Raw genomic sequence first — 17382 nt, 5'->3', positions numbered from 1 at the left:
ATCAGACCTCCAACGGACAAGGGAGTTGCGCATGAGCAAGCAGACCGATGTCGTCGTGGCCGGAGGCGGGGGATTCATCGGCGGTCACCTCGTCGGCGAACTTCTCGCCCAGGGGATGACTGTCCGCTCCATCGACATCAAGCCTCCGCACGAGTGGTACCAGGTCCACCAGGACGCCGAGAACGTGGTCGCCGACCTTTCGCTCCTCGACAGTGCGCGGGCCGGCGTCCAGGGTGCCCGGCAGGTGTACATGCTGGCCGCTGACATGGGCGGCATGGGCTTCATCGAGAACAACAAGGCCGCCTGCATGATGTCGGTGCTGACCAGCACCCACATGCTGCAGGCGGCACACGAGGCCGGCGTCGAGCGCTACTTCTACTCCTCCTCCGCCTGCGTCTACGCCGCCGACAAGCAGACCGACCCGAACGTCACCGCCCTCAAGGAGGAGGACGCCTACCCGGCACAGCCGGAGGACGGCTACGGATGGGAGAAGCTCTTCTCCGAACGCATGTGCCGGCACTACGCCGAGGACTACGGGTTCGTCACCCGCGTCGCCCGCTACCACAACGTCTACGGCCCCCACGGCACCTGGACCGGCGGTCGCGAGAAGGCCCCCGCCGCGGTGTGCCGGAAGGTGGCCGAGGCCGTCGTCTCCGGGGACCACCGGATCGACATCTGGGGCGACGGACTGCAGAGCCGCTCGTTCATGTACATCGACGACTGCCTCCACGGCACTCAGATGATCATGCACGCGGACAGCGCTGTACCCGTCAACCTCGGTTCGTCGGAACTGGTGACCATCAACCAGCTCGTCGACATCGTCGAGCGGATCGCCGGCATCCGCTGCGAGCGCACCTACCAGCTCGACGCCCCGCAGGGCGTACGCGGCCGCAACTCCGACAACGACCTGATTCGCGAGATCTACGGCTGGGAACCGTCGATCCCCCTGCTCGACGGCCTGGAGAAGACCTACGCCTGGGTCTACGACCAGGTCAAGCGCTCCCACCAGTGAGACCGAGCCGAGACCCCGGACACGGAGAGCCGATGAGGATCCTCGTGCACGACTACAGCGGCCACCCGTTCCAGGCGCAACTGAGCCGGGAACTGGCACGCCGTGGCCACGACGTCGTCCACTCGACCTGCACCGCCTACGTCTCCGGCAAGGGCAACCTCGCCGGAGACGCTCCGGGCCTGCGCTTCGTCACCATCGGGGACAGCACCGTGCTCCGCAAGGAGCGCTACTTCCAACGGCTGGGCCAGGAAACCCTGCTGGGCCTCGAACTGGCCCGGCAGGTCCGCCGGGAGAAGCCCGACGTGGCCATGCTGTCCAACCTGCCCATCCCGATGCTGGTCGCGGCAGCGGCCATGCTGAAACGGCTGGGCATCCCCTGGGTACTGTGGCACCAAGACGTCACTGCCGTCGCATTGAAGACCTTCGCCGGCGTCGCGAAGTCCATGGGTGTCGCCGCCAGGGTCTTCGGAGCAGGCGAGAAGTGGTCGGCACGCAAGGCCGCGGCCATCGTGGTGATTGCACAGTCCTTCCTGCGGATCCACCAGCAGTGGGGCACCGCCGGCAAGGTCACCGTCATTCCCAACTGGGCACCGCTCGACGAGATCGTCCCGCGGCCCCGGGACAACGACTGGTCGGCCGAGCAGGGTCTCAACGAGGTGCGGACGGTGCTGTACTCCGGCACGCTGGGTCTCAAGCACAACCCGGTACTGCTGGTGCAGTTGGCCGAACGGCTGCGGGACCGGGGCACCCCGGTCCGTCTCGTCGTAGTCAACGACGGCCCTGCCGTGCCCGTCCTCAGAAGGGCCGCAGCCGCGCGGGGGGTCGACCTGACCCTGCTGCCCTTCCAGCCCTACGCGCGACTGCCCGACGTACTGGGCTCGGGCGACCTTCTCGTCGTCGTCCTCGCGGCGGACGCCGGTGAATTCTCCGTCCCGTCCAAGACGCTGTCGTATCTGTGCGCCGGGCGTCCGGTGCTCGGCCTGATGCCCGACGACAACCTGGCCGCGCACCTGCTCCGGCAGGCGGGCTCCGCGGTCTTCCCCCCGGCCGAGTCCGCACTCGACGAGGCCTCCGCCTGGGCCCAGGAAATCCTGTCCGACCCGGCTCGCGCCGAGTCGCTGGGCAAGGAGAGCCGTGCCCTCGCCGAGCGGGAGTTCGCCCTGGAGGACTGCGCCTCCCGTTTCGAGGACATTCTCCGTACGGTCATCAGCCGCACCCCGGCGCGCTGACGCCCTTGCAGGCACCAGCCGTCTCGGAACCACCGCACCTGCGGCGGGCCCGAGACGGCCGGGGCGTCCCGGTCAACCGTGGCCGGGTCGCCGCCGATAGACGTCCTCGAGTCGGTCCACGACCGCCCGGATGGAGAAGGCCTCCTCGATCGCACGGCGACCGGCCTCGGCCAGGGAGCGGCGCAGCGCCTCGTCGGCAAGCAGCAGGCACACCGCGTCGGCCAGGGTCTCCGGACTGCCGTCGGTGACCAGCGCCGCTCCCCTGCGCGTCAGTTCGGCCGCGATGCCGCTGCTGTCCGTGCACACCACCGGTGTGCCTTCGGCCAGTGCTTCCAGCACCGTCATCGGAAACGGCTCATGCACACTCGGCAGGACGTAGACGGCGGCCCTGCGGTAGGCCTCCAGCGCCGCGGAGTGCTCCAGCGCACCGCCGTAGGACACCACCTCGGTCAGTCCGCGGTCCGCGATCAGCCGGCGCACGGCCGGGAGGGACCCCTCGTCCGCACCGAAGAGGGTGAAGCGTGCCTCGGGCACCTCCTTGTGGACCAGGGCGGCCATCTCGACGAACGCCTCGGGGCGTTTGCGCGGATGGAGCCGGGCCAGGAAAATCACCTCATGGTCGCTGCGCGGCAGGGTGGCCGCCTCACCACCTACCGAACGCAGACCATTGGGCAGGGAAACCAGCGGTGGCCCCTCCGGACCCAGTACGTCGGTCAGGGCCCGGCGCTCCCGCTCGGTGAGCACGAGACAGCAGCGCGACCGGCGCAACAGCGGCACGTAGAGACGGTCGAAGACACGGGCGACGGCGCCGGTGCGGGGCTCGACCATGCCGTGCGTCTGGGTGATGAAATCGGTCCGCCGCAGGCGGGCGACAGCGAGCGCGGCGAGCGAGACGAGGTCGCGTCCCACGTGCAGTTGTACGACGTCTGCGCGTCCCATGGCACGCCACAAGTCCCGCAGCAGCAGCGGGTGCATGAGTCCCAGACAGCCCCGGCCCGGGACGACGCGCCATGCAGGACGGGAGCGGAAACGGACGGCGCCGACGCTGCGCGCGGCGGGAGATCGACCCCGCCACAGCGACACCAGCGTCACGTCGTGGCCGCGAGCGGCGCACTCCTCGAGCTGGGCCAGGGCCACGCTCGTCGGCCCGCCAAAGGCGCCGTCGTCGCTGACGAGGGTGACGACATGGACCACTCTCATGCCGCGGCTCCCTTCGTCGACACGACGGACACGGACAGGTCCGTCGCGGGCGCACCGCCCGCGGTCAGGACCTCGCCCGGTGCGAGGTCCCGGTGGGCGACGGCGCCGGCGCCCACCACCGCGCCGCCTGCGACGGTGACGCCGCGCAGTACGACGGCACGCGCCGCGATCCAGCTGCCTGGTTCCAGCCGGATGGGGCCGTTGTCGAACTCGAAGGTGGCGGAGCGTCGACGATGGCTGCCCGTGCACAGCAGTGCGCCCTGGGAGACGCAGCAGTCGTTGCCGATGGTGACGGGTTCGAGGTTGAGGATCCAGGCGTCCTCACCGATCCAGACGTCGTCACCGATGTCCAGTTTCCAGGGCCAGTGGACCCGCACTCCGCGCCGGATGAGCACCCGCTGCCCGACACGGGCCCCGAAGGCGCGCAGTAGTGCCGGCCGCCAGCGCGCCGGGAACCACCAGGTGGCGAAGAGAAGGTGGAGGACGGCGAACCAGGCGGCCTGGACCGGCAGGGCACGGCCCTTGTCGTATCCGGCGCCGGTGAAGCCGCGCAGGGAGCGTCCTCCGACGGGCTGGTGCGTCGTGGTGCCGTCGGTGTCACCCGGGTGAGGGGCGGTTTCGGACGGTGCGGCTCTGGTGTGTGCGGCTGAGGTCTGTGCCATGGCGGTGTCCCTTCCAAGGGCCTGCGACGTCTCCGTCCGCGATCCTTCCTGTCCCCCGGGACGGATCATCCGCGATCACTGCGTGTTGGTGGCAGACCTGCCCGGATGGAGGATGCGACCCGGGGAAGGGGCCGCATCCTCCCTCAGTAGGCGCCCTGGCCCTCCAGGACCACGCGCACCGTGCGGGCCACGACGTTCATGTCACCGGCCAGCGACCAGTTGTCGACGTAGCGCAGATCGAGCGCGACCGTCTCACGCCAAGACAGATCCGACCGCCCGCTCACCTGCCACAGGCCCGTCAGACCCGGCTTGATACGGAGCCGGCGCATCTCGACGCTGTCGTACTTGGCGACCTCCTCGGGGAGCGGAGGCCGCGGACCGACCAGGGACATGTGACCGAAGAGGATGTTGAACAGCTGCGGCAGTTCGTCCAGAGAGTAGCGCCGCAGGATGCGCCCCACAGGGGTGACCCGGGGGTCCTGACGCATCTTGAACATGTGTCCGTCGTTCTCGTTCTGCGACTCCAGCCCGCTTTTCATCCGGTCCGCGTCGACCACCATGGTGCGGAACTTCCACATGGGAAACGGCACCATGTCGCGGCCCACCCGTGTCTGGCGGTACAGGATCGGACCGGGCGAGCCGAGCTGGACGGCAAGGGCCAGCAGGAACAGCAGCGGTGAGAGCAGGACGATCAGCGTCAGGGCACCCACTCGGTCCACGAAGGCTTTCGTCAACGTGTGCATGCCGCGATGCAACGGTGGCGCGATGTGCAGCAGGGTGAGACCGGCCGCCGACGTCGGCCGCACGCGCCGCCGTGCCACGTCGACGATCCCGGGCAGCACCACGAGTGAGCGGCCCTGGTCGTGGACCATCCATGACAGCCTGCGCACCCGATCACCGCTGACATGCGGACCGGGTGCGACGAAGACCGTGTCGGCCGCCAGTTCGTCGGCCGCCCCGAGCACCGCCGCGGCGTCCTCCTCGGGCGTCTCGGGCGTCTCACAGGGCAGCCGCGCGCACACCGGCACACCGGAACGGACCTCGCCCTCACCCACCGGGCAGGCGCCGACAACCACGTACTCGTGGTCGGTGCGCTGGGCAAGTTGCTCGACCACGGCGTCGACCGTCGGGGCCTCACCGACGACGACCACGTGGCGCAGTGCGCGGGCGGCCCGGCGAGCCGCCAGCAGGTGACGGTGGATCAACTTCTGGCAGACGCCCGTCAGGACCAGGGCGGGGATCAGTGCCGTGAACGCTTCGGCAGGCACACTGTCCAGCCCGCAGACCACACGCAGTGTGGCCAGGGCACCGACAAGGACCAGCCAGTCCCGCATCACGGCCCTCAGGCCGCCCCCGTCGCCCCACGCCAAGGGCGTGTACCGCCTGCTCACCACTCCGATGAGCGGCCAGAGCAGGGCGGCGGCAGCCGCCAGGCGCAGCGGGTGGGGTTCGTGCACCTCGACGAAAGCCGCCGCGACCGGAAGTGCCGCAGCTAGGAGGTCCACACTCACCGAGAAGGGGGCGTACCAGCGCGCCCGACTCTCCTCGCGGTGGATTGGGCGATGTGCCACGGGCGTCGGCGCCTGTCGGGACATCGCGATTCTGAACCGCCGCATGGTCCTCTCCCTCGAGTCCCCCGTTACAGATCGCGAGTCCGGCTGCCGAACGTCGGCAGCCGACCGTCACACCCGCGTGAATATGATCCTTATATCACCACATAGATATGAAAAGCATTCTTTAAAGCCATACGCTCAGTCACATCGCCGAGCGCGACTGCTGGTCGGGCTGGCGCCCGGCGCCGCCGCAGGCCGAACACCGACCTCCACCCGTTGATCAACGGCCAGGCCGTCGACACGACCTGCAGGGCCGGCAACCACTGGATCAGCACTGCGATGCCGGGCAACACGCGGCCGTGGAGAAGCTCCGCGGCGACCGGCCGCTCGAAGCAGCTCTGGTCCGAGGCCCCGCTCCGCCGTACTTCGCCACCCTGTTCGGGCTCGACACGAAGACCGCCATGCCCTCTGCGGCCTCCGCAGGAGCCGTGCTGGTGCAGACCACCGAGGTGGGCCAAGCCTCTCCGTCGTCGCCCTCTGTGGCTGGGGAAATGGGGAACCCGGGGCACCGGGGTCAGCCGCTGGCGGGACGGCGCAAGTCGGCGGAGCCGAGGGCGGCCCGCCTCGGTGAGGACGGCAACCGGCAGACGCTGAGCCCCTTCATCACCTCCAGCCCGTGGGATTCGACGCATGTGCGGGCCCGGCCGGCCGGGAGGCGGCAGGACACGATCGGCGCGGAAGCGTCGGTCGCGGATGGCGCCGGCCCATCGGGGCAGCAATCACTGCTCCATCACCCCCTCGCCCATGAGCCGCAGTGCCTCCACGCCGCCTACCGTGGCGCCATCGGGACTCCGCCCTATGGCGGCTGCAAGGACGGCAGGAAGGTCGGTCCTGGGGACTGCGGCACGTACCTCCGCGAGCACTGCGGGAAAGTCGGCGTCATCGATGGCGCCCAGGTGTTCCTGGCGCAAGCGGTGGATGACCTCCACCAGATCCGGCCGCAGCCGCATCCAGGCTCGGGAGGTTCGGATCTCGTCGTCAATCCGGTCCATGAACCAGCGCATGACCTCGTACGGAATGTCCAGGTGCCGTCGTTCGGGAGTGAAACAGAGCGTCGGCTCGCGCGCCGGGTCCTCGTCGGGGACGATCGCGGTCACGAGGGTTCGTTGATCCCGGGCGAGGTTCAGTTCCAGGTACCACGCGTCGTCAGGGACGGAGTACGTCTCGGTGATCGCGTAGTCGCCGCTCGGGTGCTCGAGCACTTTCCTCAGGTCCCCCCGTCGATCGGCGATGTCGTGCAGACCTCGGCGTTCGGCGCCAGCCGCAGACCGGCCCTGGCGAGGAAGTCAACCAGTTCGATCCAGCCGCCGCTGGCTCCGTCGGCCCATGTGCTCGAGAGTCCCGACTCCTCGCCTTCCCATGTGTTCGTGTCGTCGCTGGGATGCTGCTCGACGGCCCCTCGCCGTGGCGGTACCGCAAGTACAGGTACCGGCCCCTGGTTGTCCACGCATCCCACTGTGATGAACCGCCCCCGCAGGTCTGCACCACCCGCGCGATGGTCACGCCCTCGTGCGGGTGGGCCTCGACAGCGCCCAGATGTCGGTCGTGGGCGATGACGAGGTCGTCGTCGAGGCCAAGCAGGCGGACGCTTCCTCCGGGAACTGGCGCGTGAGGCCGGCCGTGAAGTCGACACGGCCGGCCTCGTAGCCAATCTCCCGAACCGAGCGGATCGGCTGTCCGACGAGCCGGGTCACCGAAACGTCCGGCGCATCGTCGACCACCGAGACCCTGCCGTGCTCCGCCATCGAGTACGGCCCGTGCGGCTGATCGACCCGCAGCGACAAGCCGGTCCCGGGCGTGTGGAACAGCACCGGGCCCAGCCCCTCCAGACGAAGCCACAGGTGCAGCAGCGGCCGCTCGTCATCGGAGTGGTGATGCCGAGCCGTGGTCACGTGCAGCAGTCGCCTACCGATCAGGTCGGCGGCAGACAGCTCCTCATCGTCGATCACGCGCCGATGCTCGCACGGCCCTCACCATCAGGACACCCGAATCGTCGCGCCGTCGCCCTGGGGCCCTACAGGATCCGAGGGGGACCGCCATCGCTCGGCCGGGCCGGCGAACGTTCCACGGTTTCTGCCGCCTGCGCATCGGCTGGGCAAAGCGCGGCGACATCCACGAAGCCTTCCTCGGCCTCGCCCTCTGTCTGATCACCCGCCGGCACTACCAACGGCTTGGTTGGGGCCCTTGAAGGCCGGTTCGGGACTCAGCCGCCGCTCTTCCGACGGAACGACCGCTGACTCGCGGCCGGGCCGTGCGCACCGTGGATCTTGGACGTGTCGGTGTTCGCGGCGAGGTCAGTGGCGTCCGCCTGCATGCCACGCTTGCGCGCCAGAGCCTCCCGGAACTTGCGCTTCAAGTCGTACTGGCCGTCTTCGTCGGGCGAGATGGAAGGGCCCTCGCCGTCAACCGGCTCCGAGCCTTCGGGCGATGGAGACTCTGCAGCCATGGTGACCTCCTGGGACTGGGCAGTGGAAAGCACAGCTTGTCATGGCGGGCACCGCTCGAGGTACCCGCGTCCAACTACATCGCCGACTGCGGCCGGGGATCGCCGGCGCTGAACGGGGACGAGGACTCCCGGACGCCGATATGCGCCGCCTGGCGGACGCGGCCGTGGACACGCCAGGGACAGCGGGCCGCGAGACGGGCAGCTCGGCCGCACCGTTCCGGGCCGGCCCGCGTACCCATCGCAACACTCCTGGTGCCATCGCTGAGTCGGGTGACGCTCGGGATGTGCCGCGGCCTGTCTGGGTGATCTCTCCGGTCGCTGTGGCGACTGGAAGGTCACTGGCCTGAGGTTCGGGTGATGCGGTCCGCCGCCCCGGCGTCTCTGGTCCCTCGCGCGGATGTCGGACTCCCGGGCCTGCGGCCTGGTCTCTGACGCGCTCCCCTGACGCGCACCCCGCCGATCGGAGGAGCCGCGCCCACCCGATTGGCCACCGTCCGTGCGCCCCGCCGGGCCGGCTCCCCGTCCCGGCCGGTGGTGGCCCAGATGCTGACCCTGGGAACAACCGTTCCTCGGGACGAACAGCCATCGGAGGCGACCATGCCGCACATGACTCCTGTCGACCACAAGGTCAAGCACGAATCGACCATCCCGGCGAACTCCGGCACCGAGATCGAACTCTTCGTACGGGAATACGAGGCCGCTGGATCCGGAGGCACCCCCAAGCCGGTCCTCATGCTCCACGGCAGGAGCATTCCGGCTCTCCCCGGCTTCGACCTCGTGCTCCCTGCGCAAGGCGCCTCCCCGCACCCGGACACCAGCTACAGCTGGGCGCAGGCCCTGGCGGGCAAGGGCTACAACGTGTACGTCATGGACCTCCAGGGATCCGGGCTCTCCCCCCGCCCGGAAATGCACGACCCGTGCAACGCCAACCCGGCCCAGCGGAGCCTCCTGAAGACCAATCCCGGTACGGATGACTGCGACCCGACGGCGAACTATCCGCACCAATTGGGAAACTCCAAGAGCGAATGGGACGAGCTGGGCACAGTCGTCAAGTTCATCAGGGACCGGTGCGCCGACGAGAAGGTCGCATTCATCGGCTGGTCCGCGGCCGCGTTCGTCATGGGACCGTACGCGCTGCGGAACCCCGGGGACGTGGCGAGCGTGTTCCTTCTCGCACCCATGTTCCCCCCGAACGGCCGATGGTCGACGAACACCTCCGACCCCTTCGCGCCGCCTCCCGGAACGCCGCTGCCCACACAGCCCGAGTCCAAGCCGCCCGCGGTCTTCGGCTTCCCGATGAACCTGACCAGCAAGGCGGGAGTCCAAGCCGGCATCAGCGACAAAGAGCTGGCCGACCACGTGTGGCAGGCCATCATGGACTGCGACAGCATCGGCCAGAAGTGGGGCGGCTCGACCCTGGGAGCACCCGAGGGCGTCATGCGGTGGCGCAACTCCTACTGGTGGGGCTGGAACACGAGCACGGTGCCGCACGGCTCCACACTCGGCAGCACCGTACCGGTGTGCATCGTCTACGGAGACCAGGACAGAACGGCCAACACGCCACAGGAGTTGGGGCCGGTTCTGCACTTCTCCGTTCCCAAGCTCTACGAGGGGATCCCGGGCGCCGACAAGCTGATGTTCCGCGTCGAGGGCTGGGACCACAACCCGGTCTGGGAACGGAAGGCCGCCCAGATCCTGCAGCACATGTCCTGGAAGTGGCTCAAAGACAAGAAGGTGTACGGCGTCGAGAGCGGCAGCTGGGTCATGGACACGGACGGCGTGCTGGCGGAGGTGGAGTAAGAACTCGCGCAGATGGGCTCGATGAGGCACTCGGAAGTAGAAGAGGCACAGGGCCTGGTCATCATCATGGAGTTTGCGACGTCCTGTGGTCAACGGGAGACCTGTGCCTGCCTTGCCCTCATGGCTGGCCGAACCCCTGTGAGACCAATGCGCGGCGCTGCTGCCACAGCGGCCCGTTTGCGATCCAACCCACCCGCTGGGCTGCCACCGCACGCGGATCAGCGACCGGACCATCTTCGACAAGCTGCTGCAACTCCTGCGCCTCGGCTGCTCCTACGAAGCCCTGGCGGACACCAACTGCTCGGCCACCACGATTCGCAACCGCCGTGACGAGTGGATCCGGCTCGGCGTTTTCGCCCAGCTCCGGCACATCGCTCTGCAGGCGTACGACTGCGTCGTCGGCCTCGTTCTGGACCAGATCGCCATCGACTGGTCGATCACCAAGGCACCCGGAGGCGGAGAAGCCGCTGGACGCTCTCCGGTCGACCGGGTCGAACAGGGCCTCAAAGGCTCGGGGACGACTGACGGGTACCGCATCCCGCTGGGCCGCGTCCTGGCAGGGGCGAATCGCCACGACTCGCCGCTGCTCGCCCCGACCCTGAACCTTCTGGACGGCCTGAGCCCGCTGCCCAACGACATCACCCTGCACCTGGACGCCGACTACGACTCGGGCAAGACCCACAGCACCCTCGACGAACGCGGACTGCGAGGCCGGATCGCACGCAAGGGCGAGAAGGCTCCCGTCCAGGCCACCGGGCGCTGGCACGTAGAGCGCACCCACGCCTGGCAGAACGCCTTCCATCGACTCGCACGCTGCTACGAACGCCGGATCGACGTCATCAACGCGTTTTTCGACCTCACGGATGCCGTCATCACCGTGCGTAGCCTCGTTCGCCGCGCCTGGACCACTTACCGCTGGGACGGCCGCCCCGTCCGGCGACCATGACCCTGCCGCCCTCTGCACGAGTTCTCACCGACTCCAGCGAAGCACCAGAAGCACCAGAAGCACCAGAAGCACCAAAGGAGAACGGGCTCTGTCCCTAGAGCTGCAAGGGCCTCATGCCCGAGAGCCTGGCGGCCGTCGGCGGCAGTGGGTTACGGCATTGCCGCGAATGTCTCCCGGTGGTCGCGTGCCCACTGCTCGAACGTGACCGCCGGTCGGCCGAGCACCCGCGGCACGTGGTCGGTGACGTAGGCCGCACCGCCGGCGCGCGCCCAGCCGATGCCAGTGATCACCCCGGCTGGCAGTTGGTCGAGCGCATTCGTGTCGGTGATCTTGACCGGCCGTTCCAGCACGCGCTCAAGGATCGCCGCCTGGTCTGCGAACGTCAGCAGCTCTGGCCCGGTCAGGTCGTACCGCTGCCCGTCGTACGCATCGCTGGTCATGGCGGCGACGGCGACCGCAGCCACATCCCTCGGGTCGACGATGGCCTGCCGGGAGTCGCCGACCAGGTTCGGGATCGGCTCTCCGGCCTGGATCAGCGCCCGGTACCACAAGAAGTTCGAGGCGAAGCTCGGCGGGCGAAGCATCGTCCACACGAGCCCGCTGGCCTCGATCGCCTCCTCCGCGGAAAGGTGCCACGCGCCAACGGTCGCCCCGTCGAACCGCTCGCCGCTGCCGATGGCGGACAGCTTGACCACCTTACGGACGCCCGCCGCCCGCGCGGCCGTGACCAGGGCGATGTCGTGGTCCGCGGTCGGCACGGGGGGCACGGTCACGAGGAAGACCGTGTCGACGTCGGCCACCACGCGCGCCAGCGACGCCGGGTCGTCGAAGTCGGCCCGCACCCCTCCTGGCCGCTCGCGGCGGGACATCGCCCGAAACGGCACGCCCCGTTCGGTGAGCAGACGCACAACGTGACTACCGATGGTGCCGGTGGAACCGGTAACAAGGATCATGTCCCGACGATCGCATCGCTCTCACGCCGCGTGATAGGGAAATTCGGCACTATCGTGAATCGCGTGAGCTCTCTCGACGTGCCGCCTGGTCTTCTGCGTTGGGTTGCCGGGATCGATGTCCCTACGGCAGCCGGTTCGACGGCGGTCGACGTGCCCGATCACGCCACCACACTTCTCCTGCGCAGCGACAAGCGTGAGCTGATCGTCATGGGCCCCCGTACCCGGGCCGCCTATCACGTCGGCGCGCCCAGCCACTCGTGCGTGCGGATTCGCATGCGGCCGGGTCGTGCCCAAGCCCTACTCGGCCGTCCGCTGCGTGATCTCGCCGACCGGGTCCTGCCGCTCCGCGAACTACCGGGCCTGGACGTCGACCAGCTCGCCGCCGATCCGATCGCCGCTCTCGAAGAAGCACTGGCCGATTGGCCGGAGCCCTCAGTGCGGCTCGAAGAGGCGGCACACCTACTGGTCGGCGCCACCGTCGCCACGACCGCGGCCCAGTTGCACATCGGTGAGCGCCGCCTGCACACCCTGTTCACCGCCGGCACCGGCCTGTCCCCCAAGCACTTCGCACGCATCGACCGCGTTCGCACCGTGCTCGCGGCCGATGCCGGCCAGTGGTCGGACATCGCCGCGACGGCGGGTTACTACGACCAGTCCCACATGACGGCCGAGTTCCGCTACTTCATGGGCGTCCCGCCGGCCGCGTTCACCGCGGGACGGCGTCCCGCAGCAACTCCATGCACTGCCTGAGTTCCAACACCGGCAAAAGAATCTCCCGTTGATCACAGAGTGTTGCAACTCCATGATCACCAGGCGCAGTGCCTCTTCCACTTCCGAGGTGCCCGAGGCCGACAGTGGTGGCCAGGTAGAGCGGCATCTCGCCGTCCAGTGGGAGACAGGTGATGTCCGCCCCACGGTCCTTCGCCTCCACGAGGGCAACGGCGGACAAGGGGTGTGATCACAGCGAAGGTCCGCACGCGGGCCGGCCGGCCGACGATCGCACGCACCCGACGCGTCGCGGTGACGCACGGCCGGTATCGAAGGACCCTCGATTCGGTCACTACAGCCGCCCGGCCCGCTTGCCCGGTCGACGTCGTTGAGCAGAGTGTCAACGGTCGGTGATCCCGCGTCGTGAGAAGCCCGCCGAGCACAGCACGGGGAGGCTACCGGCCGCCCTCCTCCCGCCCGCATGCGCAGCGCCCCTGGCGGGGCCATGCTGGAGATGACGACGACTACATCGGGCCCCGTGCGGACCGCGCTGAGCGGCCCTCCGTAAATCCAAAACCGACGGCCTCTTACCCGCCGCTCCCCCATCGACGCCTGACCGCAGCCGCTGCCCTCCCTCCGGAGCCGAAGCATTCCCGAACGACGCAGCACGCGGAGCACGTGATGACTACAAGCGACGCCCCAGATCTGTTCGCTCTCTCGCGGATCCAGGGGCCGGTACTTCACCCCGGCGACGGCGGCTACGACGCCGAACTGGCCGGCTTCAACCTGGCCGTACGACACAGCCCGGACGTGGTGGTGGGGGCGACCGACGCCGGCGACGTGGTGGCCGCGATGCGCTGGGCCGCCGCCACCGGCACGCCCGTCGCCGTGCAAGCCACCGGCCACGGCGCCAACTCCCCGGTCGACAGCGGCCTGCTGATCAACACCGCGCGCATGACGGACGTCCGGATCGACCCGGCCGCGCGTATGGCGACGATCTACGCCGGTGCGAAGTGGCGGCACGTTCTCGATGCCGCCGCGCCGCACGGTCTCGCCGCCCTGAACGGCACCTCGACCGACGCGGGAGCCGTCGGCTACACCGTGGGCGGAGGTCTGCCGGTGCTGGGCCGGGCCTACGGCTACGCCGCCGACATGGTCCGCTCCTTCCACGTCGTCACCCCCGACGGCGCCCTCCGCACGGCCAATGACATCGAGGAACCGGAGCTGTTCTGGGCGCTGCGCGGCGGCAAGGGCAACGTCGGCGTGGTCACGGACATGGTGACCGAGCTGATCCCGCTGTCCCGCGTCCTCGGCGGCGGCATCTACTGCCCCGGCGAACACGCCGGGGCCCTGCTGACCGCCTGGGCCGACTGGACACCCACGGTCCCGGACCAGATGTGCAGCTCCTTCACCATGCTGCGCATGCCGCCGTTGCCGCAGATCCCCGAGCCACTGCGCGGCGGCTTCTTCGCCCGCGTCGCCGTCGCCTGGCCCGGCGACCCGGCCGAGGGCGACGCGCTCCTCGCCCCCATACGGGCGGCGGCACCGGTGGTCCTCGACACCGTCCACGACATGCCGTACACAGAGGTCGACGCCATCCACATAGACCCCCAGGACCCGCTCCCGGCACGGGAGTCGTGCACCCTGCTGCGCGACCTGACGCCGGACGCGATCGCGGCCTTCCTCGGCCAGTGCGGCCCGGCGGCGGCGCCCGACTACCCGCTGTTGTTGGTCGGGCTGCGGCACATGGGCGGCGCGCTGGCCCGACCGGGCCCCATGGAGGACGCGATCTGCGCCCGTGACGCCACCTACCTCGTGGAGTCGGTCGGCGTCCTGCCAGACCCGGACACTGCCCGGTCCGTGGAGGCCGCCACCGTCGCCCTGTACACCGCGCTGCTGCCCTACGGAACCGGCCGCACCATGGTCAACCTCCACGGCCGCCCCGGCGACAACACCGACCGGGCCCGTGCCTGGACTCCGGAGGTCTACTCACGCCTGTGCGCGGACAAAGCCACCTACGACCCGAAGAACCTACTCCGCTTCGGCCACTCGGTCACCACCGCGTAGCCACTGACACGACACGACATTGCGGTCGCGCTGGGTGAGCGGTGGCCTCGGCTCTGGTTGAGCGCCCGCCGCAGGCTACCGGCATGAGAGCCGGAGTGTGCCGGTGGCCAGGCTTGCTCCCAAGTCACCGTCCGTCGATGTCCGCCGAGCCGACCGCGGTGTTCGAAGACGCGACGGTGTTCAGCGTGGGATCACCCAGTCCGGCATCCACACCCCGGCCGTGTCGGTCGAGGCCGGACAGGAAGGTCTCTGCCCGTGACCCGCCGCGTGTCTGTCGGCGCGGCTGGGCCGCGCATGCCCGTGGCGTGCGCGGCCCACGCTCTTTCCGTCTCGGCCCAGCCCTCAGCTGACAGCCGGGCCGGCTTCCTCGGTACCGGACAGTTCGGCCAGGAACTCATGACACCGGGCCGCACGTTCCGAGTCCTGCTCCATGACAGTGCGGAAGAACTCGGCGATTTCCTTCTTTCCCGCGTTCTCCGCGTCGCGCACGTACTGACCGTAATCGTGCCCAGCCTTCAAAGAGTGGTACTGCACGGATATGAGGTCGTACACGACATCGCTGAATCCGGTTTCACCTGTCGCCATGAGTCCTCCTTGTGTGAACTTGAGCGAAAAGGAACAACGACCGGGTATCACCGCATCGGCGGCTGAAACGAACTACCGCCGGTTCCACCAGGCGCGCGACTAGCGTCGGCCCATACGTCAAAGGTGGCAGAGGAGGCTGACGCCAGGCCGGGCCGGATGCGTCACCCGCTGCCTGGTCCGCGGCCCGTCCTCTTGTCCTCTCGCCATCGAAGAGGAGGGAGGTCTACGCGCTGCCCCGCCCACGGCGGCTTCCGCGAGTCCCAGGCCGATACTGCTCAGCAGACGAGCGTGGAGGGGTTGATCAGGCCGTTCGGCAAGGTGTGGCAGCCCATTCGGTCAGCGGACTCCGGAGTCGGGATGTGCGGCATCCCATTCTCGGCGTGCTCGCGCGATGGCATCGCGGTGGTCGGCTGACCAGTCCGCGAGAGCTTTCACCAGATGTGTGAGGTTGTGGCCCATCGTCGTGAGCTCGTACTGAACTTGCGGAGGCACTGTCGGGTGCACGGTTCGGGTGACCAGCCCGTCGCGTTCCAGCCGTCGCACAGTGAGCGTCAGCATCCGCTGCGAGATACCGGGAACGGCGCGTTGCAGCTGTCGGAAACGACGTACGCCCTGGGCCAGTTCCACCACGACCAGGACCGACCATTTGTCCCCGATCCGGTCGAGCACCTCGCGGATCCCGCAATCCTCGTGCTCGTCGCCGCACGTGACCACGGGTTCGGTGGTTACTCCTGTGTGCCCTACTGACACGGAAGTGCCTCCTTACGCTTCGTGACGCAAACCCGCAGGATGATCCCAGTTACTGAAGAGAACCTACCGGAATGGGGAGACCCTGATGATCCTGGTTACCGGAGCTGCCGGCGCCCTGGGCACGCTGATTGCCGAGCGGCTGGCCGACCGTGACGACACGGTCCTTGGAACGCGCGATCCTCAGCGGTTCCCGGGTGGGCTGCCGGTCCGCCGCATCGACTTCGACGATCGCACCACCCTCGCCAAGGGCTTCGAAGGTGTGGATGTGCTGGTCCTGATCTCCGCGGGCTACGGCGAGGACGACACCGTCATGGCCCGGCACGGCGCCGCCATCGACGCCGCCGAGAAGGCCGGTGTGGGGCATGTCGTCTATACGAGCCTGACCGCCGACGGCGATCACCTCCCTTACGCACTGCCGCACCGCTGGACTGAGAGACGGCTCCGGGCGAGCACCATGGGCTGGACCATCCTGCGTAACGGTCTTTACGCGGAGTTGCTGGCCGGGCTCGCGGCGCCGTCGGAGGACGGGCGGATCACTGCCCCGCTCGGCGAGGGCCGTCTGGCAGCCGTTGCGCGGGCGGATCTGGCCGACGCCGCGGTACGGGTGACGGTGGCGGCAGCCGCTCATGCGGGACGCATCTACGAACTCGTCGGCGAGGAGGCCATCGGCGGCGCCGACCTGGCCCGCGCACACGGACCACACATCACCTATGCGCCGGAGACACTCGGTCAGGCCCGCGCACGCATCGCCGCCTCCGGCGCCGAACCGTTCCAGGTGCCGATGCTGGTGGGTACGTACTCCGCCATCGCTGCCGGATTCATGTCCCGCACCGGTGGTGACCTCCGTCAGCTCCTGGGCCGCGAACCTCGATCCCCGCTCGCAGCAGCCCTCGCATAGCCCTCAGAACACAGGCCCTGCGAAGCCTGGCAGGTCCTATGCCCTGCGCCACCAAGGCGATGCCGACGAGGGCCGTTGCAGAACTCGCTCAGCGGGTGCGAGCGCGCCTTGGATGGTTGGCCACGTCCGTGACCGCGCAGGTCCGACAGGTTCTGCGGGCGAGATCGTCCTCGCGGCGGCCGACGGGCCGGCCGATGTCGCCATCGCACGCGAGCTGAAGGCCAGCGTCAACACCGTGCGCGAGCGGCGGGGGCTGGTTCGCCGCCGGTGGCCTGGGAGCTCTGCCCGACGCGAAGCCGTCTGGTCGGCCTCGTGTCTACGGCAGCAGGTGCGGGTCGCCGTGGTGGGCGCCGTCTCCAGCGCGCCCGCGCACCGGAGTCGGCGTGGTCGCACCGGAGGATCGCCCCTCAGGTGGCGAGCACCGTCTTCGCCGCGATCTCGCCGTCCCAGGTCGCCGGATCCTGGCAGACCCGGATCTGAAACCACACCGGGTGCGGGGCTGGCTCACCCGCC

At 69.1% G+C, this 17382-nt stretch carries 17 protein-coding genes and 1 pseudogene; 8 read left to right on the top strand and 10 right to left on the bottom strand.

What is annotated here, in order from left to right:
• The first annotated feature begins 31 nt into the window (after positions 1-31).
• Both ACFWJX_RS33000 and ACFWJX_RS32995 read left to right on the top strand, forming a co-directional pair.
• Entirely contained in the window at positions 32-1012 is a 981-nt protein-coding gene (locus tag ACFWJX_RS33000; protein ID WP_383249990.1) for an NAD-dependent epimerase/dehydratase family protein, read from the top strand.
• A 32-nt stretch (positions 1013-1044) separates the two neighbouring features.
• Positions 1045-2241, top strand: a complete 1197-nt coding sequence (locus ACFWJX_RS32995) for a glycosyltransferase family 4 protein (RefSeq protein WP_383249989.1) — start codon at positions 1045-1047, stop codon at positions 2239-2241.
• Positions 2242-2313: 72 nt separating this feature from the next.
• Here the strand turns inward: ACFWJX_RS32995 and ACFWJX_RS32990 are convergent, their stop codons facing one another.
• The 3 genes from ACFWJX_RS32990 to ACFWJX_RS32980 form a co-directional block, all read right to left on the bottom strand.
• The gene (locus tag ACFWJX_RS32990; RefSeq protein WP_383249988.1) at positions 2314-3441 is read right to left on the bottom strand and encodes a glycosyltransferase; all 1128 of its coding nucleotides are present in this window, start codon (positions 3439-3441) and stop codon (positions 2314-2316) included.
• Positions 3438-4103: a putative colanic acid biosynthesis acetyltransferase gene (locus ACFWJX_RS32985; RefSeq protein ID WP_383249987.1), complete on the bottom strand. Its 666-nt coding sequence runs from the start codon at positions 4101-4103 to the stop codon at positions 3438-3440. The genes ACFWJX_RS32990 and ACFWJX_RS32985 overlap by 4 nt, the downstream gene beginning before the upstream one ends.
• 143 nt (positions 4104-4246) lie before the next feature.
• Positions 4247-5608 (bottom strand): sugar transferase, encoded by a 1362-nt coding sequence (locus ACFWJX_RS32980; RefSeq protein ID WP_383250031.1) that lies wholly within the window; start codon positions 5606-5608, stop codon positions 4247-4249.
• A gap of 509 nt (positions 5609-6117) precedes the next feature.
• Between ACFWJX_RS32980 and ACFWJX_RS32975 the strand changes: the two are divergent.
• Positions 6118-6393, top strand: a pseudogene (locus ACFWJX_RS32975) (transposase); the annotation flags it as partial.
• Between the two features lie 42 nt (positions 6394-6435).
• Here the strand turns inward: ACFWJX_RS32975 and ACFWJX_RS32970 are convergent.
• The 4 genes from ACFWJX_RS32970 to ACFWJX_RS32955 all read right to left on the bottom strand — a co-directional run bounded on the left by ACFWJX_RS32970 (position 6436) and on the right by ACFWJX_RS32955 (position 8162).
• On the bottom strand, positions 6436-6918 hold the full coding sequence (locus tag ACFWJX_RS32970) for a hypothetical protein (RefSeq protein ID WP_383249986.1): 483 nt from the start codon (positions 6916-6918) through the stop codon (positions 6436-6438).
• A gap of 5 nt (positions 6919-6923) precedes the next feature.
• The gene (locus ACFWJX_RS32965; RefSeq protein ID WP_383249985.1) at positions 6924-7163 is read right to left on the bottom strand and encodes a hypothetical protein; all 240 of its coding nucleotides are present in this window, start codon (positions 7161-7163) and stop codon (positions 6924-6926) included.
• 52 nt (positions 7164-7215) lie between these two features.
• On the bottom strand, positions 7216-7665 hold the full coding sequence (locus ACFWJX_RS32960) for a hypothetical protein (RefSeq protein WP_383249984.1): 450 nt from the start codon (positions 7663-7665) through the stop codon (positions 7216-7218).
• Positions 7666-7919: 254 nt separating this feature from the next.
• Entirely contained in the window at positions 7920-8162 is a 243-nt protein-coding gene (locus ACFWJX_RS32955) for a DUF5302 domain-containing protein (RefSeq protein ID WP_383249983.1), read from the bottom strand.
• A gap of 606 nt (positions 8163-8768) precedes the next feature.
• Here ACFWJX_RS32955 and ACFWJX_RS32950 point away from each other — a divergent pair.
• Positions 8769-9962, top strand: a complete 1194-nt coding sequence (locus tag ACFWJX_RS32950; protein ID WP_383249982.1) for an alpha/beta hydrolase — start codon at positions 8769-8771, stop codon at positions 9960-9962.
• 157 nt (positions 9963-10119) lie between these two features.
• Complete coding sequence (locus tag ACFWJX_RS32945; RefSeq protein WP_383250030.1) at positions 10120-10908, top strand: IS5 family transposase; 789 nt, start codon at positions 10120-10122, stop codon at positions 10906-10908.
• A 149-nt stretch (positions 10909-11057) separates the two neighbouring features.
• Here ACFWJX_RS32945 and ACFWJX_RS32940 read toward each other — a convergent pair whose 3' ends face one another.
• The gene (locus ACFWJX_RS32940) at positions 11058-11861 is read right to left on the bottom strand and encodes an NAD(P)H-binding protein (protein WP_383249981.1); all 804 of its coding nucleotides are present in this window, start codon (positions 11859-11861) and stop codon (positions 11058-11060) included.
• 63 nt (positions 11862-11924) lie between these two features.
• Between ACFWJX_RS32940 and ACFWJX_RS32935 the strand changes: the two genes are divergently transcribed.
• Positions 11925-12611: a helix-turn-helix domain-containing protein gene (locus ACFWJX_RS32935; protein WP_383249980.1), complete on the top strand. Its 687-nt coding sequence runs from the start codon at positions 11925-11927 to the stop codon at positions 12609-12611.
• Positions 12612-13250: 639 nt separating this feature from the next.
• Positions 13251-14636: an FAD-binding oxidoreductase gene (locus ACFWJX_RS32930; protein ID WP_383249979.1), complete on the top strand. Its 1386-nt coding sequence runs from the start codon at positions 13251-13253 to the stop codon at positions 14634-14636.
• A gap of 342 nt (positions 14637-14978) precedes the next feature.
• Here the strand turns inward: ACFWJX_RS32930 and ACFWJX_RS32925 are convergent, their stop codons facing one another.
• Both ACFWJX_RS32925 and ACFWJX_RS32920 read right to left on the bottom strand, forming a co-directional pair.
• On the bottom strand, positions 14979-15221 hold the full coding sequence (locus ACFWJX_RS32925; protein WP_383249978.1) for an acyl carrier protein: 243 nt from the start codon (positions 15219-15221) through the stop codon (positions 14979-14981).
• Between the two features lie 336 nt (positions 15222-15557).
• Positions 15558-15971 (bottom strand): winged helix-turn-helix transcriptional regulator, encoded by a 414-nt coding sequence (locus ACFWJX_RS32920; protein WP_383249977.1) that lies wholly within the window; start codon positions 15969-15971, stop codon positions 15558-15560.
• Positions 15972-16056: 85 nt separating this feature from the next.
• Between ACFWJX_RS32920 and ACFWJX_RS32915 the strand changes: the two genes are divergently transcribed.
• Complete coding sequence (locus ACFWJX_RS32915; protein WP_383249976.1) at positions 16057-16869, top strand: NAD(P)H-binding protein; 813 nt, start codon at positions 16057-16059, stop codon at positions 16867-16869.
• Positions 16870-17382 lie beyond the last annotated feature (513 nt).

This window comes from Streptomyces sp. NPDC058335, assembly GCF_042723915.1.
In the GTDB taxonomy this organism is placed as follows: domain Bacteria; phylum Actinomycetota; class Actinomycetes; order Streptomycetales; family Streptomycetaceae; genus Streptomyces.
Note: the sequence above shows the minus strand (reverse complement) of the source record. Positions and strands in the feature narration are given on the sequence as shown.